This window comes from Mycolicibacterium moriokaense (assembly GCF_010726085.1).
GTDB lineage: Bacteria > Actinomycetota > Actinomycetes > Mycobacteriales > Mycobacteriaceae > Mycobacterium > Mycobacterium moriokaense.
On sequence record NZ_AP022560.1, the window covers coordinates 2,053,917 to 2,072,715 of the forward strand.

18 protein-coding genes are annotated in these 18,799 nt (G+C 67.8%); 10 read left to right on the plus strand and 8 right to left on the minus strand.

Annotated features, from left to right (window positions below; genetic code table 11):
• Positions 1-55: 55 nt before the first annotated feature.
• The gene (locus G6N43_RS10115; protein ID WP_083152348.1) at positions 56-1,009 is read right to left on the minus strand and encodes an LmeA family phospholipid-binding protein; all 954 of its coding nucleotides are present in this window, start codon (positions 1,007-1,009) and stop codon (positions 56-58) included.
• Positions 1,010-1,377: 368 nt separating this feature from the next.
• On the opposite strand from G6N43_RS10115, the gene fdxA reads away from it, so the two are divergent.
• Together fdxA and dapC are read left to right on the plus strand one after the other, a co-directional pair.
• Positions 1,378-1,701, plus strand: coding sequence for a ferredoxin (gene fdxA, locus G6N43_RS10120; protein WP_083152347.1), 324 nt, complete (start codon positions 1,378-1,380; stop codon positions 1,699-1,701).
• An 80-nt stretch (positions 1,702-1,781) separates the two neighbouring features.
• Complete coding sequence (gene dapC / locus G6N43_RS10125; RefSeq protein WP_234810107.1) at positions 1,782-2,810, plus strand: succinyldiaminopimelate transaminase; 1,029 nt, start codon at positions 1,782-1,784, stop codon at positions 2,808-2,810.
• A 47-nt stretch (positions 2,811-2,857) separates the two neighbouring features.
• Here the strand turns inward: dapC and G6N43_RS10130 are convergent, their stop codons facing one another.
• The 4 genes from G6N43_RS10130 to G6N43_RS10145 all read right to left on the minus strand — a co-directional run bounded on the left by G6N43_RS10130 (position 2,858) and on the right by G6N43_RS10145 (position 7,848).
• Positions 2,858-3,493, minus strand: a complete 636-nt coding sequence (locus G6N43_RS10130) for a response regulator (RefSeq protein WP_083152345.1) — start codon at positions 3,491-3,493, stop codon at positions 2,858-2,860.
• A complete protein-coding gene (locus G6N43_RS10135; protein WP_083152344.1) occupies positions 3,490-4,671 on the minus strand; it encodes a sensor histidine kinase in 1,182 nt (393 codons plus the stop codon). The genes G6N43_RS10130 and G6N43_RS10135 overlap by 4 nt, the downstream gene beginning before the upstream one ends.
• Before the next feature lie 9 nt (positions 4,672-4,680).
• Positions 4,681-6,171, minus strand: a complete 1,491-nt coding sequence (locus tag G6N43_RS10140; protein WP_083152343.1) for a carotenoid oxygenase family protein — start codon at positions 6,169-6,171, stop codon at positions 4,681-4,683.
• Between the two features lie 90 nt (positions 6,172-6,261).
• Positions 6,262-7,848, minus strand: coding sequence for a PucR family transcriptional regulator (locus G6N43_RS10145; RefSeq protein WP_083152342.1), 1,587 nt, complete (start codon positions 7,846-7,848; stop codon positions 6,262-6,264).
• Between the two features lie 94 nt (positions 7,849-7,942).
• On the opposite strand from G6N43_RS10145, the gene pruA reads away from it, so the two are divergent.
• Positions 7,943-9,571 (plus strand): L-glutamate gamma-semialdehyde dehydrogenase, encoded by a 1,629-nt coding sequence (gene pruA / locus G6N43_RS10150; protein WP_083152340.1) that lies wholly within the window; start codon positions 7,943-7,945, stop codon positions 9,569-9,571.
• 1 nt (position 9,572) lies between these two features.
• A complete protein-coding gene (locus G6N43_RS10155) occupies positions 9,573-10,535 on the plus strand; it encodes a proline dehydrogenase family protein (RefSeq protein ID WP_083152337.1) in 963 nt (320 codons plus the stop codon).
• 7 nt (positions 10,536-10,542) lie between these two features.
• On the opposite strand, the gene G6N43_RS30870 is transcribed toward G6N43_RS10155, so the two are convergent.
• Positions 10,543-10,671, minus strand: a complete 129-nt coding sequence (locus tag G6N43_RS30870) for a hypothetical protein (RefSeq protein ID WP_263991990.1) — start codon at positions 10,669-10,671, stop codon at positions 10,543-10,545.
• Between the two features lie 65 nt (positions 10,672-10,736).
• Positions 10,737-11,279, minus strand: coding sequence for an NUDIX domain-containing protein (locus G6N43_RS10160; RefSeq protein WP_083152334.1), 543 nt, complete (start codon positions 11,277-11,279; stop codon positions 10,737-10,739).
• 21 nt (positions 11,280-11,300) lie between these two features.
• On the opposite strand from G6N43_RS10160, the gene G6N43_RS10165 reads away from it, so the two are divergent.
• The 3 genes from G6N43_RS10165 to G6N43_RS10175 are packed head-to-tail and all read left to right on the plus strand — an operon-like array spanning position 11,301 to position 13,602.
• Complete coding sequence (locus tag G6N43_RS10165; protein ID WP_083152332.1) at positions 11,301-12,707, plus strand: acyl-CoA synthetase; 1,407 nt, start codon at positions 11,301-11,303, stop codon at positions 12,705-12,707.
• Positions 12,698-13,051 (plus strand): VOC family protein, encoded by a 354-nt coding sequence (locus G6N43_RS10170; RefSeq protein ID WP_083152329.1) that lies wholly within the window; start codon positions 12,698-12,700, stop codon positions 13,049-13,051. The genes G6N43_RS10165 and G6N43_RS10170 overlap by 10 nt, the downstream gene beginning before the upstream one ends.
• Complete coding sequence (locus G6N43_RS10175) at positions 13,048-13,602, plus strand: M15 family metallopeptidase (RefSeq protein ID WP_083152322.1); 555 nt, start codon at positions 13,048-13,050, stop codon at positions 13,600-13,602. Before G6N43_RS10170 ends, G6N43_RS10175 begins: the two co-directional genes overlap by 4 nt.
• Here G6N43_RS10175 and dapD read toward each other — a convergent pair.
• On the minus strand, positions 13,599-14,543 hold the full coding sequence (gene dapD, locus G6N43_RS10180) for a 2,3,4,5-tetrahydropyridine-2,6-dicarboxylate N-succinyltransferase (RefSeq protein ID WP_083152320.1): 945 nt from the start codon (positions 14,541-14,543) through the stop codon (positions 13,599-13,601). The genes G6N43_RS10175 and dapD overlap by 4 nt on opposite strands.
• 318 nt (positions 14,544-14,861) lie before the next feature.
• Here dapD and G6N43_RS10185 point away from each other — a divergent pair, with 318 nt between their 5' ends.
• The 3 genes from G6N43_RS10185 to G6N43_RS10195 all read left to right on the plus strand — a co-directional run bounded on the left by G6N43_RS10185 (position 14,862) and on the right by G6N43_RS10195 (position 18,748).
• Entirely contained in the window at positions 14,862-15,935 is a 1,074-nt protein-coding gene (locus G6N43_RS10185) for an IS110 family RNA-guided transposase (RefSeq protein WP_110810398.1), read from the plus strand.
• 59 nt (positions 15,936-15,994) lie between these two features.
• Positions 15,995-17,062, plus strand: coding sequence for a succinyl-diaminopimelate desuccinylase (dapE, locus tag G6N43_RS10190; protein WP_083152317.1), 1,068 nt, complete (start codon positions 15,995-15,997; stop codon positions 17,060-17,062).
• A 78-nt stretch (positions 17,063-17,140) separates the two neighbouring features.
• Positions 17,141-18,748 carry an ABC-F family ATP-binding cassette domain-containing protein gene (locus G6N43_RS10195; RefSeq protein ID WP_083152314.1) on the plus strand — a complete coding sequence of 536 codons (1,608 nt, stop codon included), beginning with the start codon at positions 17,141-17,143 and terminating at the stop codon, positions 18,746-18,748.
• Positions 18,749-18,799: the final 51 nt, after the last annotated feature.

Sequence of the window (18,799 nt, forward strand, 5' to 3'; positions counted from 1 at the left end):
CGCTGGCGTGTCTGCAGGTTGACTGATCCTGCAGACGCGCCAGATACGTTGGTGCTCAGAGGTCGAGGCAGCTGCTCGTGCCGTCGCCGGCCGGGATCTCGACGTTGGTCGCCGACAGCTTCGCCACCACGCCGCTGTCCGTGACGTCGAGCGAGTCGACGCCGAGGCCGTACTTGTTGTCGGTCAGCTCGCCCGTCATCTCGTCGAGCTTCTTCTGTAGATCGTCCTGAGGGAGATCCAGATTTCCGCCCAGCCAGAAGCTGTCGGGCTGGATGACCATCCGGATGCCGCCGTCGGTCGTCACCGGCTTGATGGCGATGCTGCTGTCGAACATGCCGTTCAACGTGACGATCCCGGTCGACGGATCGGTCGTCACACTCGTCACGACCTCGTCGGTCGAGATCCAGTCCGAGAGGAAGCTCAGGAAGCTCTCGGCCAGGTACTCGTCGATGGCTTCCTTGAGTGCGGTGTTGGCAGATTCCCGCAGGCCTTCGTTGGTCCAGGCGATGGTCGCGTCGATCGCGCCGATGGTGCCCCGCTTGGTCGCGTCGCCGTTGAGATCGAGATCGTCGACCGCGATGTCCGCGGTGATCCCGTCGACGCCGCGGATGTCGGAGCCATTGGTCTTGATCGTGAACCCGGTGTACTTGTCGTTGATGTACTGCATGAGCACCGGCGGCGACGTCTCGAACGTCACGTCGACCGCGTTCTCGGAACCCTCGATGAGGCATGCGGCAGCCGATTTCACCTTGTCGACGGCGACGGTGCGTGCGTAGAGCTCGGTCGCGAGCAATCCCGCGGCAGCGAGGGCGAGAACGATCACGAGGATCAGGACGATCGCGATCGGACCACGAAACCGCGCGCGCTTGGTTTGCGGTTGCGCCGGCGGCGGGACCGGCGGCTGATACGCCGGGACCGCCGGAATCGGCCAGCCCTGGGTGGGCGCGGAGTGAAAACTCTCCGGGCGGGCGGGGGTGAGCGTGCTTCGTGCGTACGTGGGATAGGTCATGTGCTGGTCTTTCCGTAGAGCCGAACAGGTGGTGTGGGTCGTCGGCGGAAAGACTGGGCGGACGGACTTGGAGAAACCTTGATGGGCTGCCCGGCGGCCGGTGAGCGTGCGCTGAAGCGTCGAGATTCGCATCCGGTGCTGAGCACTTGGACAGCACGCCTCATACGATGGGCATGGCGACTGGTCTAGCTGTATCTGCGACGTCTAGTATCAGTAACCACGCGCCACCCCTACCGGGCGGCGCGTGAAGTTAGGGCACACTGAGACGACCGTGCAGGTATGGACTGCGCATACTTGCGGGAACCCTCTGGGGCCTTAACCCCGGAACGACCCCACAGCCCACTTGGACAGGAGATCGAGGAGCACCCGTGACGTACGTCATTGCCGAACCCTGTGTCGACATCAAAGACAAGGCGTGTATCGAGGAATGCCCAGTCGACTGCATCTATGAGGGCGCCCGCATGCTCTACATCCACCCCGACGAGTGCGTGGACTGCGGGGCCTGCGAACCCGTGTGCCCGGTCGAGGCCATCTACTACGAGGACGATGTGCCGGACCAGTGGTCCAGCTACACGCAGATCAACGCCGACTTCTTCGCTGAGCTCGGTTCTCCCGGCGGGGCGTCGAAGGTCGGCCAGACCGACAACGATCCGCAGGCGGTCAAGGACCTGCCCCCGCAAGGCGAGGACTGACAACGGCTCGCTTGCCGCGCGTCTCGGCGTCGCTCCCGGTGTTCCCGTGGGACACCTTGGCCGACGCCACCGCGCTGGCCATGTCGCATCGTGACGGCATCGTCGACCTGTCGGTCGGCACCCCCGTCGATGACGTAGCTCCTGTCATCCAAGAGGCGCTGGCCGCGGCCGGTTCGGCGCCGGGCTACCCGGCGACCGCGGGCACTCCCTCGTTGCGGGCTTCCGCCGTGGCGGCGCTGGAGCGTCGATACGGCATCATCGGCCTGGCCGAGAGTGCGGTGCTGCCGGTGATCGGGACCAAGGAACTCATCGCCTGGCTGCCGACGCTGCTCGGTCTCGGTTCCGACGACGTCGTTGTGGTGCCCGAATTAGCCTATCCGACATACGAAGTCGGCGCACGGCTGGCGAAGGTGCCGTTTGTGCGAGCAGATTCGCTGACGCAGTTGGGGCCGCAGTCGCCCGCGTTGGTGTTCCTGAACTCGCCGAGCAATCCGACCGGCAAGGTGTTGGGCGTCGATCATCTGCGCAAGGTGGTCGGTTGGGCGCGCGAGCGCGGCGTCCTCGTCGCCTCCGACGAGTGCTATCTGGGGCTGGGTTGGGATGCCGAGCCGGTCTCGCTGCTGCACCCGTCGGTCTGCGACGGTGACCACACCGGGCTGCTGGCCATCCATTCGCTGTCGAAGACGTCGTCGCTCGCCGGCTACCGCGCCGGCTTCGTCGTCGGAGACCAGGCCGTCGTGGCTGAGCTGCTGGCGGTGCGCAGGCACGCGGGCATGATGGTGCCGACGCCGGTGCAGGCTGCGATGGTCGCCGCGCTCAACGATGACGAGCACGAACGCCTGCAGCGCGAGCGTTACGAGCGGCGCAGGGCCACGCTCCTGCCCGCACTGAAGGCGTCCGGACTGACCGTCGACGATTCGGAAGCGGGACTTTACCTCTGGGCCACCCGCGGCGAGTCCTGCCGCGAGACTGTCGCCTGGTTCGCGCAGCGGGGGATCCTCGTCGCGCCCGGTGAGTTCTACGGACCGCGCGGAGCGCAGCACGTTCGAGTCGCGTTGACCGCGACCGACGAGCGGATAGCCGCTGCTTCGCAACGGCTCACCACCTAGCGCGAGCAGTCGCTAAATCCCCCGACACGCCGACGATTTGGGGGCTTTCACGTCTGCTCGCGCAGGAGGCCGAGAGACATCGCGGTCGTTACGGCCGCCGTGCGGTCGGACACACCGAGCTTGTTGAACGTCCGCAGCAGATGGGTCTTCACGGTCGCCTCGCTGATGTGCAGCTCGCGTCCGATCTCGGCGTTGGTCTTGCCGACGGCCACCAGGCCCAGCACCTCGATCTCACGCGTCGACAGCGCCGCCGAAACAGGTTGACGCACAAAGTGGATCAGTCGGTCGGCCACTGCGGGCGCCAACACCGTCTTGCCTCGGGCGGCATCTCGTACAGCCTCGGCGAGTTCGGCGCGCGAGGCATCCTTCAGAAGATATCCCGCCGCGCCCGCCTCGACGGCACGCAGGATGTCGGAGTCGGACTCGTAGGTCGTGACGACGATGATGCGTGTCCCCGGCAGCAGCGCGAGGATGCGCTCGGTCGCCGCCACGCCGTCCACGTCCGGCATCCGCAGATCCATGAGAATGACGTCGGGCCGCAGGGATTCGGCCAGGGTGATCGCCTCGGCGCCCGACCCCGCCTCGCCGACGACGGTGAGGTCGGCTTCGGCGTCGATCATGCCGCGCAGGCCCTCACGAACCACCGGGTGGTCGTCGACCAGCAGCACCTTCGTCGCCCTCATGCCGGTACCTCGACCGTCAGCGTCGTACCGCCACCTGCCGCAGGCGAGATGGTGACCGCGCCGCCGACCTGCGCCATCCGGGTGCGCATACCCCGCAGTCCGAATCCCTCGCCGTGTCCGCCATTGAACCCAATGCCGTTGTCCGTCACCACAAGCCGGGTGCCCGATCCTGACCGAGACAGTTCGACGGTCACCGCGGTGGCGTGCGCGTGCTTACGGATGTTCGCGAACGCTTCCTGCGCGGCGCGCAGCAGCACCACATCCGACGCCATGCTCTGGGCGGGCAGGTCGCCGGCGATGTGCACCGTCACACGAGTGTCCGTCTCGGCCGTGAGCCGGTCGCACAGCCGCTGAATCGCTGCGGGCAGCGGCTCTTCGAGTGAACTCGGCGTCAGTTCGGCCACCATCGCCCGCGCCTCGGCGAGGTTCTCCCGCGCGGTGGCACCGATCAACTCGACATGCCGCCTGGCCGCCGCGGTGTCGGTGTCCAGCTCGGGTTCGACGGCCTGGGCGAGCATCACGATGCTCGTGAAGCCCTGCGCCAGCGTGTCGTGGATTTCGCGTGCCAGCCGTTCCCGTTCGGCGGCCGTGCCCGCCTCCCGGGACAGACGGGCGCTCTCGGCGCGGGTGGCCGCCAGTTCGGCGACCAGTGCGGCCAGCTGTCGGCGTTGGCGCAGCGATGTGATGATGACGGTGCCGATCACCGGGGCGGCGACGACGGCGACAAGGGTGACCGCAACCGCCATCGACAGATTCGGCGACCGGATGCCGTTGCTCAGCAACAACATTGCCAGCGGAGCGATGTTGACGATCGTCGTCACCACCAACGCGGCACCCAGCGGCAGAGTGGAGAACACGATCGGATAGATCGCCGGCACGGCCGCCACCGAAACGGGGGACGCCACCATCGCCAGGATCCACAGACCGATCGCCGCGCCGACGAACGCGACTGTGCGCCAGTCACGTTCGGGCAGCCGGGTTGCCCGGCGACCGAAGGCCAGCACCACCGCCGCCATCGCCGACAGCGCCACCGCCGCGCCGATCACATTGCCGGGAAAGCGATGGTCCAGCAGAACCACGGCGACGATGGCCGCGACAGCGAGGCCGACGACGTAGGCCTCCCAGAGCCAGTTCCACTCACCCCCACGCGGCCAGCCTTCGGGCACGTCGTGGCTCATCCGGCGATGTTAACCGGCGGTCGGTGCCCAGTTGCCGTGGAAGCCGTGCGGTACCCGCACCGGAAGGTGCACCGTCCCCACCGTTTCCATGGTCTGCCCGTCGAGCAGCACCAGGTCGCTGCGGTCGGTGGATTTGTCGTAGACGAATCCCATCACCACGCCGTCGTCCTCCGCGGCATCGGGGCTGGACGGGACGAACACGAACTCGCCGGGTTCGCGGCCTGCGCCGAAGCGATGAGCCTCGGTGCGGCGTGCGACGAGATCGTGCTTGAGGATCGCGTCGGGATCCGAGACCCCCGGCCCATCACCCGCAACACCGACGGCATAGCCGTAGCGGTGTTTGCGGCCGACCAGTCGCTCGTCGACACGCGGGAATTCCTGCCCCGTGTCGTCGAGACGCTCCTCGGTGACCTTGCCGGTGGTGAGGTCGACGGTCCAGCGGTCCAGCGTCGGGTTTTCGGGCACCAGCGCGTGGCCGGATGCGAACACCGATGCGTGCCGTACGACGTCGAGCACCACCTGATCGCCTAGAGGACCGGAGCTGTCGTAGGCGTTGAGCGGGTGGAACACGTAGCACGCGTTCACCTCGAACCACCGGACGTCGGCGGCGGTGCCCTCGCGTGGCATGAGGCCGACACGGGCCTGCCGTTCAGGGGCCCAGCGGTACGGCATCCCCGACGGGCCCGATCCGCCGCGATTCGACCCACGCATCGCGGCCCGCACGAATAAGTCCGGTGCGGCATGCCGTTCGGCGAACCTGGTCAACAGGTTCGCGACGGTCTTGGCAGGCCTGTTGTGCAGATTCAGGCCGAGATCCAGCGCCACCGGAAGGTCGTACAGCACGACGTACTTCTCGGTGAGCGAGAAGTCGTGCATCATCGTCTGCGCCTTCAAGCGGATGTCGACCGTGTGACGAATCTTTCCGTCAACCCCCATCACCGTGTACTGCACGATGTTTCCGCGCAGGGGGTTGTACGAGACCGCGTGCAGTTCACCGGTCGCCGGATCCCGCTTGGGGTGAGCGGTGTAGCCGGCGAACAGCGTGCCGCAGAAGTCCGACGGCCCAACGGTTTCCAGTTCGTCGGTCAACTCGTAGGGCCGCGCGCCACCCTCGACGATGGCCAGCGTCCTGCCGCCCTGCTCGATGATGTTGGTGTTGGCCGCGAAGTCGAAGCCCCCGTCGGTCGGCCCACCGTGCCAGGTCTCGCCAAGCTTGCGCGCGACGTCCGCCGAGCGCACCCACCGGTTGCGGTACCAGTGCGCCTTGCCGTCGCGCAGTCGCAGACCGTGCGCCATCCCGGAACCGAGGAACCAGTGGTAGCGGGCGGGGTCGGGGTCGCCGATCGGGTTCGGGCCGTTCCGCAGATAGCGCCCGTCGAGATATTCGGGAATGGCGCCGGTGACTTCGAGATCGGTGGCCGTGATCTCCTCGCGCACCGGGGCGAAGTTGCCGTTCAGATACGGATTCTCCGTCTCGCGGACGGGGGCTGCAGTGGTCATGTGCCCATCGTGCGCTATCGGGTGTGCGGCGCGCGACGGCTTGACGGATGAACTTTGGTGTCCATCGAACGGTTGACACCCGGCCTGCGGTTACGGATCGGTGGCGCGCAGTCCCAGCGAGAACACCAGCCGTACGTCGGGGTCGTCCAACGAGGTGGACACCAGCTTCTCGATGCGCCGCACCCGGTAGCGCACGGTGTTCGGGTGCACGTGCAACTGCTTCGCGACGGTCGACACGTCGCCGAACGCGTCCAGATAGGCCCGCAGGGTCTCGGCCAGAATCGGCTCCTCGGCGCGCAGTTGCCGCACCCGTGGATCGATCAGGCTGGGCCGGCTCGCCACCTGCGAGACGATCTCATCCAGCAGCACGGTGGTGTGCGCTTCATCCAGCGAGGTGATCTGTCCGATCGCACCCGGATGGCGATCGGCGCTGTCGAACACCCGGTCCACCTCGACGCGGGCCGCCGCGGCGCCCGCCAGCCCGGCCAGCGGGGCTGCGACGACCGCGCGCAGGGTCAGGCCGAGTTCGCGCTGCATGGCCGCGACCACTCCGCGCGCCCACGACATCACCGATGACGTCGCACCGACCTTGGGCAGCAAAACATAGACGCGCTCACCGACCGACACCGCCTGCGCGTCGGCGCGAAATGCGCTGGCGCTCAAGGCGATGACGCCGGTCGGCGGCGGCGGGGAGCCCTGGAAGCCGACGAGCGCCGCACGGCCGTCGGCGGTGATGCCGAGGTCACGCGCGATCGCTGCGGTGTCGACGTCGTCTCCTGCGAACCCGAGCAGTTCGGTCACCCGCATCGCGTGTGTCGAGGGCGTCGACGCCAGCCGTGCCATGATCCGCGCCGCCAGCACCGCTCCACCGCGCAGGATTTCCTCGGTGTCATCGGCCAGCGGCGCGGAGCCCTGCTGCAGCCAGATCGTGCCGGCGAATGCCGGGGGGCGACGGACATCGGTGCTCGGCAAATGGATGCCGACCGCCAGGCGAGGGCGCAGCCCGAGTTCGGGGCGCTCGGCCACGCGAACGACGTCGCCACCGGCCCGCAGCGCGTCGAAGATGCCCCACTGGCCGATCCACTCCAGATGTTCGGGCGGGCCGGCCCGACCCAGAATCGTCAACCGGCGCAGCTCGTCCGCCTCATCGTTGGACGCCGAGTACGCCAGCACGTGCGACTGCTCGTCCTCGATGCTGACCATCCCGCGGGTGCGGTCGGCGATCGACTGGGCGAGCCCGAACAGATCGGTGCCCGTGTCGCGGTGCGGGTCGCCCCGGTCGCCGTGGTGCTCGAAGGCGTGGTTGACGAGGCGGTACAGCGACTCCCAACGCGCCCTCGGGTCGACGGCCACCACCGCGGTGCCGAGTGCGACGGCCCGAGCCACCGCGGCCTCGCTGGGTTCCTTGACGAAGATGGCCGCAGGCACACGCCCCGACCCGGCGAACTGCTGCTCGAGCCATCGCACCGCTTCGGCGTCGGCGACACCGAGCAGGAAGAAGAGATCAGCCGACCCCGGGCCCACGGCCAGACCCAGCCGGACGTCATCGGCGTCGACGAGCGCGACCGAGCCGACCGCCATATCGAGGCCACGGGGCGCCTCGACCAGCGTCACCATCGTGCGGTCGAGGGCCAGCAGCAGCTGACCGAGTCCGAGGCCGGGAGACGGTGTCGTCATCACGCGCTCCTTTGTCCGATCCAACTATATGACCGCGAGCTCTTTGTTCGATCAGCCATCGGTTGGGCGCGCCGCCCGCGCGCATCCTTACTGCATGGACGCCATAACCGACGTACCCGCGCCGGCCAACGAGCCGGTCCACGAATACGCGCCGGGGTCGGGCGAGCGGTCCCGCCTCACCGACGCCCTCAAGACGCTCGCCGCCGACTCGATCGACCTGCCACACGTCATCGGCGGCACCCACCGCATGGGTGGCGGCACCCGTACCGACGTAGTCCAGCCGCATCGTCACGCCGCCCGCCTGGGCACCTTCACCAACGCCGACCACGCCGACGCGACCGCGGCCGTCGACGCCGCGATGGCCGCCAAGCCGGGCTGGGAGGCAACGCCGTTCGACGAGCGTGCGGCGATCTTCCTACGCGCCGCCGACCTGCTCGCCGGACCCTGGCGGGAGAAGTTGTGCGCGGCGACGATGCTCGGGCAGTCCAAGTCGGCCTATCAGGCCGAGATCGACGCGGCGTGTGAACTGATCGACTTCTGGCGGTTCAACGTCGCCTTCGCCCGCGAGATCCAGGCGCAGCAACCGATCAGCGTGCGGGGTGTCTGGAACCGCACCGACTACCGGCCGCTCGAGGGTTTCGTCTACGCCATCACGCCGTTCAACTTCACCGCGATCGCGGGCAATCTGCCCAGCGCCCCCGCGCTGATGGGCAACACCGTCGTATGGAAGCCGTCGCCCACACAGACATTCGCGGCCTACCTGACCATGCAGCTGCTCGAGGCGGCCGGCCTGCCGCCGGGCGTGATCAACCTGGTGGCGGGTGACGGTATCGCGGTTTCCGATGTGGCCCTTGCCGATCCACGGCTCGCCGGGATCCACTTCACCGGGTCGACGACGACGTTCCAGCACCTCTGGCGCGAGGTCGGCACCCACATCGACCGCTACCACACATATCCAAGGCTGGTCGGGGAGACCGGCGGTAAGGATTTCGTGCTGGCCCACTCCTCGGCACGCCCGGATGTGTTGCGCACCGCGCTCATTCGCGGCGCGTTCGACTACCAGGGCCAGAAGTGTTCGGCTGCATCGCGGGCGTTCATTCCTCGATCGGTGTGGCATCAGATGGGCGACGACCTCCTGTCGGCCACCGAGGCGTTGACCTACGGCGACGTCACCGACCTGAGCAACTTCGGCGGCGCCCTGATCGACGACCGAGCGTTCGCGAAGAACGTCAGGGCGATCGAGCGCGCCAAGGGCGCCCCGGGCGTCACGATCGCCGTCGGTGGTGAATACGACGACAGCGAGGGCTATTTCGTTCGTCCGACGATTCTGTTGTCCGACGACCCGGCGGACGAGTCGTTCTCCACCGAGTACTTCGGACCCATCCTGTCGGTGCACGTGTACCCGGACGACGACTACGAACGCATCCTCGATGTCGTCGACACGGGCGCCCGGTACGCGCTGACCGGCGCGGTGATCGCGGACGACCGTGCGGCCGTGCTGAGGGCCGAGCGGCGGTTGCGCCACGCGGCGGGCAACTTCTACATCAACGACAAGCCCACCGGCGCGGTGGTCGGCCAGCAGCCGTTCGGCGGCTCGCGGGCGTCGGGCACCAACGACAAGGCGGGCTCGGCGCTGAACCTCCTGCGCTGGACGTCGGCCCGGTCGATCAAGGAGACGTTCGTCCCACCGACTAACCACACCTACCCCCACATGGAGGTCTGACGTGGGCTTCTTCGATCGGGTCGCGCGCCCGGTGATCATGGCCGCTAGCCGGTCCGACGGGATGCGGCGCGCCGCCGAGCGCCTGCCCGTCACCCGGGAGGTGGTGCACCGTTTCGTGCCGGGTGAGACGGTGGCCGACGCACTGGACTCCGTTGGGCAGCTGCGGGATTCGGGCCGCCTGGTGTCCATCGACTACCTCGGTGAGGATGTCACCGACGTCGACACGGCGAATGCCACCGTCGACGCCTACCTGGACCTGCTCGACGCGCTCGACCGCCGCGCGGAACCGTCGGCGGCGGTGCGACCGCTGGAGGTGTCGTTGAAGCTGTCGGCCCTCGGGCAGGCGTTGCCGCGCGATGGCGAGAAGATCGCGCTGGAGAACGCCCACACCATCTGCGAGCGGGCGCAGCGCGCGGGCGCGTGGGTGACCATCGACGCCGAGGATCACAGGACCACCGACTCGACGCTGTCCATCGTGCGGGATCTGCGCACCGAGTTCCGTTGGCTGGGCACGGTTCTGCAGGCGTATCTGCGGCGCACCGAGGCCGATTGCAGGGAGTTCGCCGCGTCCGGTGCGCGCATCCGGTTGTGTAAGGGTGCCTACGACGAACCGGCGTCGGTGGCCTACCGGGACCGTGACGAGGTCACCGCGTCCTACCTACGGTGTCTGCGGGTTCTGATGGCCGGCGACGGCTATCCCATGGTCGCGTCGCATGATCCGGCGGTCGTCGACGCGGTGCCTGCGATGGTTCGTGAGTTCGGCAGGGGCGTTGACGATTTCGAGTATCAGATGCTCTACGGCATCCGCGACGCGGAGCAACGCCGGTTGGCGGCCGAGGGTAACCATGTGCGCGTCTACGTGCCGTTCGGCACGCAGTGGTACGGGTATTTCGTGCGCCGGCTGGCCGAACGGCCCGCGAACCTGACATTCTTCCTGCGGGCGCTGGCCGAGCGCCGGCACTGAGACGGCGTCACTTCCCGGATCGGTAGCCCTTGTGCTCGTCGGTGCCCCCCGACGAAACGAGGACATAGCCGGCACCCGCGAATAGGACCGGGACCATCGCGATCATCCCGAACACCATCGAGGAAAACGCTGTCATCGGGATCACCCCTCTCGTGCCGGCTCTGTCCTCACTAGTTACAACGGGGTGGGCCGTCGGACGGTTCAACGCTGTTGCTCAGACAACAGCAGCAGGGCATATGCCGCGATCGACTGGGCGTCGGTGATCTCGCGGTCGCGCATCATCCGCTCGACCTCAGTGCGGTCGAACCACGCGCTATGCATGTCCTGTTCCTCATGCTCGCGGTCGTGTTCACCCTCGGTGATACCCGTCGCGTGGAAGACCCAGCCGCGTTGGCTGCTCAGACCCGGTGCCAGATCGAGGTGACCGAGCACCGTCAAGGACTCCGCTCGCAGGCCCGTCTCCTCGCGCAGTTCGCGCTCAGCCAACGCTGTCGGCTCGAGATCCTGCAGGTCCGGGGCCGTGCCCTGGGGAAACTCCCATCGCCGCCGCCCAAGCGGATAGCGGAACTGCTCGACCAGGTGGAACCGATCGCCGTCCTGCGCGATCACCAGCGCGTACGTTGGCCGGTCGACGACGGTGTAGATGCCGTTGCTGCCATCGGGGCGACGGATATCGTCCTCACGCAGTGAGAACCAGCTGTTGCGGTAGATCTCGCGCGAAGCGACCGTCTCGATCGAATCCACGCGACCAGTATCCTCACGGACGTGCTGCTGTCCTCCTTGAACCCCGCGGCAGTGGCGGCCGGCGCCGACATCGGCGACGCGGTGCGCATCGACGACGCAGTGCTCAGCCGCAGCGACCTGGTCGGCGGGGGAACCTCCGTCGCCGAGCGAGTGGCGGGCGCGAACCGCGTCGCGGTGCTCGCGACCCCGACCGCCACGACGGTGCTGGCGGTGACCGGCTGCCTGATCGCCGGTGTGCCCGTCGTCCCGGTGCCCGCCGACGTCGGCGCCGCCGAACGCGCACACATCCTCTCCGATTCCGGCGCGCAGGCGTGGCTGGGGGAGAAGCCCGAGGACACCGGCGGTCTTGCGCACATCCCCGTCCGGTTGCACGCGCGGTCCTGGCACCGCTACGCCGAACCGCACCCCGACTCGACGGCGCTGATCATCTACACCTCGGGCACCACGGGTCCGCCTAAGGGCGTCGTCGTCAGCCGCCGCGCCATCGCCGCGGACATCGACGCATTGGCGGCGGCGTGGCAGTGGACGCCGGAGGACACCCTCGTGCACGGCCTGCCGATGTATCACGTGCATGGGTTGGTGCTGGGCCTGCTCGGATCGCTGCGCATCGGAAATCGCTTCGTACACACCGGCAAACCGAAACCGGACCTCTATGCCGCCGCTGGCGGGACGTTGTACTTCGGCGTTCCGACCGTGTGGTCGCGGGTGACCGAGAACGCCACAGCGGCTTCAGCGTTGCGCTCCGCGCGCCTGCTGGTGTCCGGAAGCGCCCCGCTGCCCGTTCCGGTTTTCGAGCGGCTGGCCGAACTGACCGGTCACCGGCCCATTGAACGCTACGGCTCCACGGAGTCGCTGATCACCATCAGCACGCGCGCCGACGGCGAACGGCGTCCGGGATGGGTGGGGCTGCCGCTGACCGGAGTCGAGACGCGGTTACTCGACGACTCGGGCTCCGAAGTGCCACATGACGGCGAAACCATTGGGCAGCTTCATGTTCGAGGCCCGACACTGTTCGACGAATACCTCAACCGGCCCGACGCGACCGCGGAGGTTCTCGATACCGACGGCTGGTATCGCACCGGTGACGTCGCGGTCATCGACGCCGGCGGCATGCACCGGATCGTCGGCCGCGAATCCGTCGACCTGATCAAGACGGGTGGGTTTCGGGTCGGCGCCGGCGAGATCGAAACCGCACTGCTGGGACACGACGGTGTCGCAGAGGCGGCCGTGGTGGGTGTACCGGACGACGATCTGGGCCAGCGCATCGTCGCGTTCGTCGTGGGTGACGCCGATCCGCAAGAACTGATCGACTATGTCGCACAAGAGCTTTCGGTGCACAAGCGTCCGCGGGAAGTGCGGGTGGTCGCCAGCCTGCCGCGCAATGCGATGGGCAAGGTGCTGAAGAAGGAGTTGGCGCAGTGGCACTGAAGTTCGACGAGATCTGTATCGACGCCCACGATGCCACAGCCTTGGGTGCCTGGTGGTCGGAGGTGCTGGGCTGGCCGCATGATGTGGACGACGACGGCGACGTCGTACTGCACGCGCCGCCGGGTGCGGGGGTGAACTGGATATTCATCTCGGTACCCGACGATAAGGTGGTCAAGAACCGCATCCACCTCGATTTCCGGCCCGACGACCAGCAGACGGAGGTGGACCGAGTGCTGGCCATGGGCGCGCGTCGCGTCGACATCGGTCAAACCGGTGACGAGAGTTGGGTTGTGCTGGCTGATCCGGAGGGCAACGAATTCTGCATACTCGCCGCCGAGGACTGACCGCGGCGCTCCTTCTGCTGGCCGTCGCCGCCTGCGACGCATCGCAACCTCCGCCGCCGTCACCGGACCCACCCGTCGACGTCGCGCCCCTGGGCATCGGGCCAGCAGCCTCCGATACCCTCGGCGGCTGGCTGCCCGACGGCGTGACCCTCAGCCCGTTCGATGTCGGCAATCCGGTCGTCGGATGGCTGGATCCGGCGCTGCTGAACGCGATCCAGCGGGCATCGAAGAAGGCCGAAGCCGACGGAGTCGACATCCGGATCAACTCGGGATGGCGGTCGCAAGGGTTTCAGCAGCGGTTGTTCGACGACGGCGTCCGCACATACGGAAGCGTCGACGCGGCAAGGAAATTGGTCGCCTCACCCGAGACGTCGATGCATGTGCAGGGCAGAGCCGTGGACATCGCACCCGTCGAGGCCGACAGGTGGCTGATCGCCAACGGCAGGCAGTTCGGGTTGTGCCAGATCTTCGCGAACGAGATATGGCATTTCGAGCTGGCGGTCGACGAGCGCGGGCAGTGTCCGCCGCTGAAGCCGAACGCGACGGGCTAGTTGGCGTGCAGCGCCTCGTTGAGCGTGATGCCGGTGCCGTCGCGCTTGACGACCTCCACGGCGCCGGTCACCGAATTGCGCCGGAACAGAAGGTTGTTCGCGCCTGAGAGCTCGCGCGCCTTGACCGTCTTACCGTCGGCGGTCTGCACCTTGGTGCCCGCGGTGACGTAGAGGCCTGCCTCGACGACGCAGTCGTCACCGAGTGAGATGCCCAGTCCGGCGTTCGCGCCGAGCAGGCAGCGTTTGCCCACCGAGATCACCTCTGTGCCACCGCCGGAAAGCGTTCCCATGATCGACGCGCCGCCACCGACGTCGGATCCGTCGTCGACGACGACGCCCGCCGAGATGCGGCCTTCCACCATCGAACTGCCCAGTGTCCCCGCGTTGAAGTTCACGAAGCCCTCGTGCATCACGGTCGTCCCCGCGGCCAGATGCGCACCCAGGCGGACACGGTCGGCGTCGGCGACGCGCACACCCGACGGCAGGACGTAGTCCACCATGCGCGGGAACTTGTCGACGCCGTAGACGGTCACCGGACCGCGCCTGCGCAGCCGCGCCCGCACGGTCTCGAAGCCCTCGACCGCGCACGGCCCGTGGTTGGTCCACACGACATTGGTCAGCACGCCGAAGAAGCCGTCAGCATTCAGACCGTGTGGCGGCACCAGTCGATGCGACAACAGGTGCAGCCGCAGATACGCGTCGTACGCGTCGGTGGTCTTGTCGTCCAGCGATGAGATGACCGTGCGGACCGCGACCGTCTCGACCCCGCGGTCCTCGTCCGGCCCGGTCAGCGCACGTAAATCCTCGGGAACGTCGGCGTCGGACAGCCGTGTGGTGCCCGACGGGCCGTCGGCACCCAGCTCGGGCGCCGGGAACCAGGTGTCGAGCACGGACCCGTCGGCGGCGATGGTCGCCACGCCGATACCTGCAGCAGAAGTCACGTTGGTAGAGGCTACTTCCCCTCGCGAGCAGACGGTAAAGTCCCCCGACACGCCGGACCGAGGGGCCCTTTGTGTCTCAGTGTCAGTGTTGTGGTTGCCGGGGTTTACGGCGTGCCTGCAGGGCAGGGCCGTGATGCGGTGGTTGGTTCCGTTTCACCTGGTGTTTGGCTCCCTTTGTGTCTGCTGCCTTCGGGTTGGCTTGGAGCAGTAGTGCCGGCACTAGGTGAGACGGACCGACCGGCGTGACTTGATAGGAGCGTGGCATCGCCCCGACTGAGATGTGTCAACCGGCCGGTCCAACCTCAACACCTATCCGAAGTGAAGGAGGCAACCACCATGGTTGTTGTTGGAGTCGATGTACACAAGCGCAGTCACACCTTCGTCGCCGTCGACGAGGTCGGCTGCAGGCTGGGCGAGATGACTGTGAAGGCGACCACCGACGGTCACCGCGCGGCGGTCATGTGGGCCCACGACCGATTCGGTCCCGCACTGAAATGGGGTATCGAGGACTGCCGCAACATGTCGGCGCGGCTGGAACGTGACCTGCTCGACGCCGATCAGTGCGTGGTGCGGGTCCCGACGAAGCTGATGGCTGCGACCCGCAAGTCGGCGCGTACCCGCGGCAAGTCCGACCCGATCGACGCCGAAGCCGTGGCGCGGGCGGTGCTGCGCGAACCCGACCTGCCGGTGGCCTCCCACGACGAGGTGTCACGCGAGCTGAAGTTGCTCACCGATCGCCGCGATGTGCTTGTCGCCCAACGCACCTCGGCGATCAACCGGCTGCGCTGGAACGTCCACGAACTCGACCCGGGACGCGAACCGGCGCCGCGCAAACTCACCGCCGCCGTTCATCAGCAGGCGCTGCACGTGTGGCTGGACGCGGTGCCCGGACTGGTCGCCGAACTGGCCCGCGCCGAACTCGACGACGTCATCCGACTGTGCGCCGAGATCGCCGCCCTGGCCCGGCGCATCGGCGAGCGAGTCCACAAGGTCGCTCCCAGACTGCTGGCCATCCCGGGCTGCGCCGAGCTGACCGCGGCCAAGCTCCTCGGCGAGGCCGCCGCCATCACCCGGTTCAAAAGCGAGGCGGCCTTCGCCGCCCACGCCGGCGTGGCACCGATCCCAGTGTGGTCAGGTGAAACCGCCGGGCAGATGCGGTTGAGCCGCTCGGGCAACCGACAGCTCAACAGCGCCATCCACCGCATCGCGCTCACACAGATCCGGATGCCCGACAGTCCCGGCCACGGTTACTACAACCGCCTGATCAGTCAGAGCAAGACCAGCCGCCGCGCACGACGCTGCGTCAATCGCCGCATCGCCCGAGTCGTCTACCGCGCTATGCTCACCGACCACAACACCCGCCAAACGCCAATACAAACAACCGCCGCTTGACATAGGAGCTATTGTTCGCCCTGTCTTTATCTGCAGCGCCACCGGCTAACCTCGACATCGTGGCCCTCGATCTGCGCAGCGACCCCGTCGCCCTGACCGCGGCGCTGGTTGACATCCCCAGCGAGTCGCGTGACGAGCGACGCATCGCCGACGAGATCGAAACCGCCCTGCGTGATCAGACCACCGGGTTCGAGATCGTGCGCAACGGCGATGCCGTGCTGGCGCGCACCAAACTCGGCCGGCCGTCGCGCGTGCTGCTCGCCGGCCACATCGACACCGTCCCCGTCGCCGACAATCTGCCGAGCCGCCTGGCCGACGGCCAGTTGCACGGCTGCGGCACGTCGGACATGAAATCGGGCGACGCGGTCTTCCTGCACCTGGCCGCGACGGTGGCCGAACCGGTACACGACATCACGCTGGTGATGTACGACTGCGAGGAGATCGAGGCCTCCGCCAACGGTCTCGGCCGCATCGAACTCGAACTGCCCGAGTGGTTGCAGGCAGACGTCGCCATCCTCGGCGAGCCGTCCGGCGGCTACATCGAGGCCGGCTGTCAGGGCACGCTGCGCGTGGTGGTGAGCGCCTCGGGAACGCGGGCGCACTCCGCGCGATCCTGGTTGGGCGACAACGCAATCCACAAACTCGGCGCTGTGTTGGACCGCCTGGCGTCGTATCAGGCGCGCAGTGTCGAGATCGACGGGTGCACCTACCGCGAGGGGTTGTCCGCCGTCCGCATCGACGGCGGGATCGCAGGCAACGTGATACCCGACGCCGCTTCGTTGACGGTCAATTTCCGCTTCGCGCCCGACCGCACCGTCGAAGAGGCCACCAAGCATGTGTACGAGGTGTTCGACGGGCTCGATGTCGAGATCGAGCTGACCGATTCGGCGGGCGGTGCGCTGCCGGGTCTGACGGCCCCCGCCGCCGCGGCACTCGTCGAGGCCGCCGGGGGACAGGTGCGGGCGAAGTACGGCTGGACCGACGTCGCGCGGTTCGCAGCGCTGGGCATCCCCGCGGTCAACTACGGGCCCGGCGATCCGAACCTGGCCCACCGCGTCGACGAGCGGGTGGACACCGCGGCCATCACCGCCGCCACGGACATGCTGCGGAGATATTTAACCGGTTGACCGGATCCGTACGCTGGAAGCATGCGGTGAGACAACGACTCCGGTATCCAGTCGTTTCTGTCATGAGAGTTCTCCCGCATGTCTCGTGTTTCCTGTTCCAATCTGTCGTTCGCATTCCCCGACGGCACCTCCCTGTTCAGCGAGCTGTCCTTCACGATCGGCGACGGGCGCACGGGCCTGGTCGCCCCCAACGGCTCCGGTAAGAGCACGCTGCTCCAGCTGATCGTCGGCGACCGCACGCCCGCCGTCGGCTCAATCAGTGTCGACGGCGCCGTCGCGTACCTGCCGCAGACGCTGCCGTTCGTCGCGGAGAAGACCGTCGCCGATGTGCTCGGCGTCGCGTCCGTCATCAACGCACTGGACGCCCTGGCCCGCGGCGACACCGGCGACGACGTGTTCGCCGCGATCGGCGACGACTGGGATGTCGAGGAGCGCAGCCTCGCCCAGCTGGACAACCTGGGTCTGGGCCACCTCGATCTGGACCGGCGCCTCGGCTCGTTGTCGGGCGGCGAGGTCGTCTCGCTCGGGCTGGCCGCGCAGCTGCTTCGTCAACCCGACGTGCTGCTGCTCGACGAGCCGACCAACAACCTCGACGCCGATGCACGTAAACGGCTCTACGCTGCGCTCGACGAGTTCGCCGGATGCCTGCTTGTGGTCAGCCACGACCGGGTGCTGCTGGACCGGATGGACCGCATCGCCGAGCTGCACCGCGGCGAAATGCTGTTCTACGGCGGCAATTTCACGATGTACGAGCAGGCTATTGCCGACGCCCAACGGGTCGCCGAGAGCAACATCCGCAATGCCGAACAACAGCTCAAGCGCGAGAAGCGGGAGATGCAGCAGGCCCGCGAGCGGGCGGCGCGCCGATCCTCCACCGCCGCCCGCAACGTGAAGGATGCGGGGCTGCCGAAGATCATCGCGGGCGCGATGAAGCGCAGGGCGCAGGAGTCGGCGGGCCGGATCGACGGTGTCAACGCGGCCCGCGTCGCTGACGCCAAGACCCGTCTGGACGAGGCGCAGCGCGCCCTTCGCGACGACGATGCGCTGGTCCTCGAACTGCCGGCAACCACCGTGCCCGCCGGGCGAACCGTCGTGCTGGCCGAAGGCCTGTCGGCGCGCCGCGGGGGCCGACTGCTGTTCGAGCATGTGCAGCTGTCGATCCGCGGACCCGAACGCATTGCGCTTACGGGGCCCAACGGTGCGGGCAAGTCGACGCTGTTGCGCATCATCGGCGGCGAGCTGACACCCGACGACGGATCGGTGCACCGCGCCGACGGCCGGGTGGCGTATCTGTCGCAGCGACTGGACCTGCTTCAGCCCGAGCGCACCGTCGCGGAAAGCATTGCTGCGTCGGCGCCGAGTCTCTCGCGCACCCGTCGCATGCATCTGCTGGCCCGGTTCCTATTCCGTGGCGACCGCATCCACCTGCCGGTGGCAGCACTGTCCGGGGGCGAGCGGCTCCGCGCGACGCTGGCGTGTGTCCTCTATGCCGAGCCGGCGCCGCAGCTGCTGCTGCTCGACGAGCCGACCAACAACCTCGACCTCGTCAGCGTGGGCCAGCTGGAGTCGGCGTTGAACGCCTACCGGGGCGCGTTCGTGGTCGTCAGCCACGACGAGCGATTCCTGGCGGAGATCGGGGTGCAGCGCACGCTACGGCTATCGGCGGGCCGGCTGGAGTCGATCTGATCAGCGCCGATTTTGGCGAACGGACAGCTACCGAGACCACGGTAGGTTTGA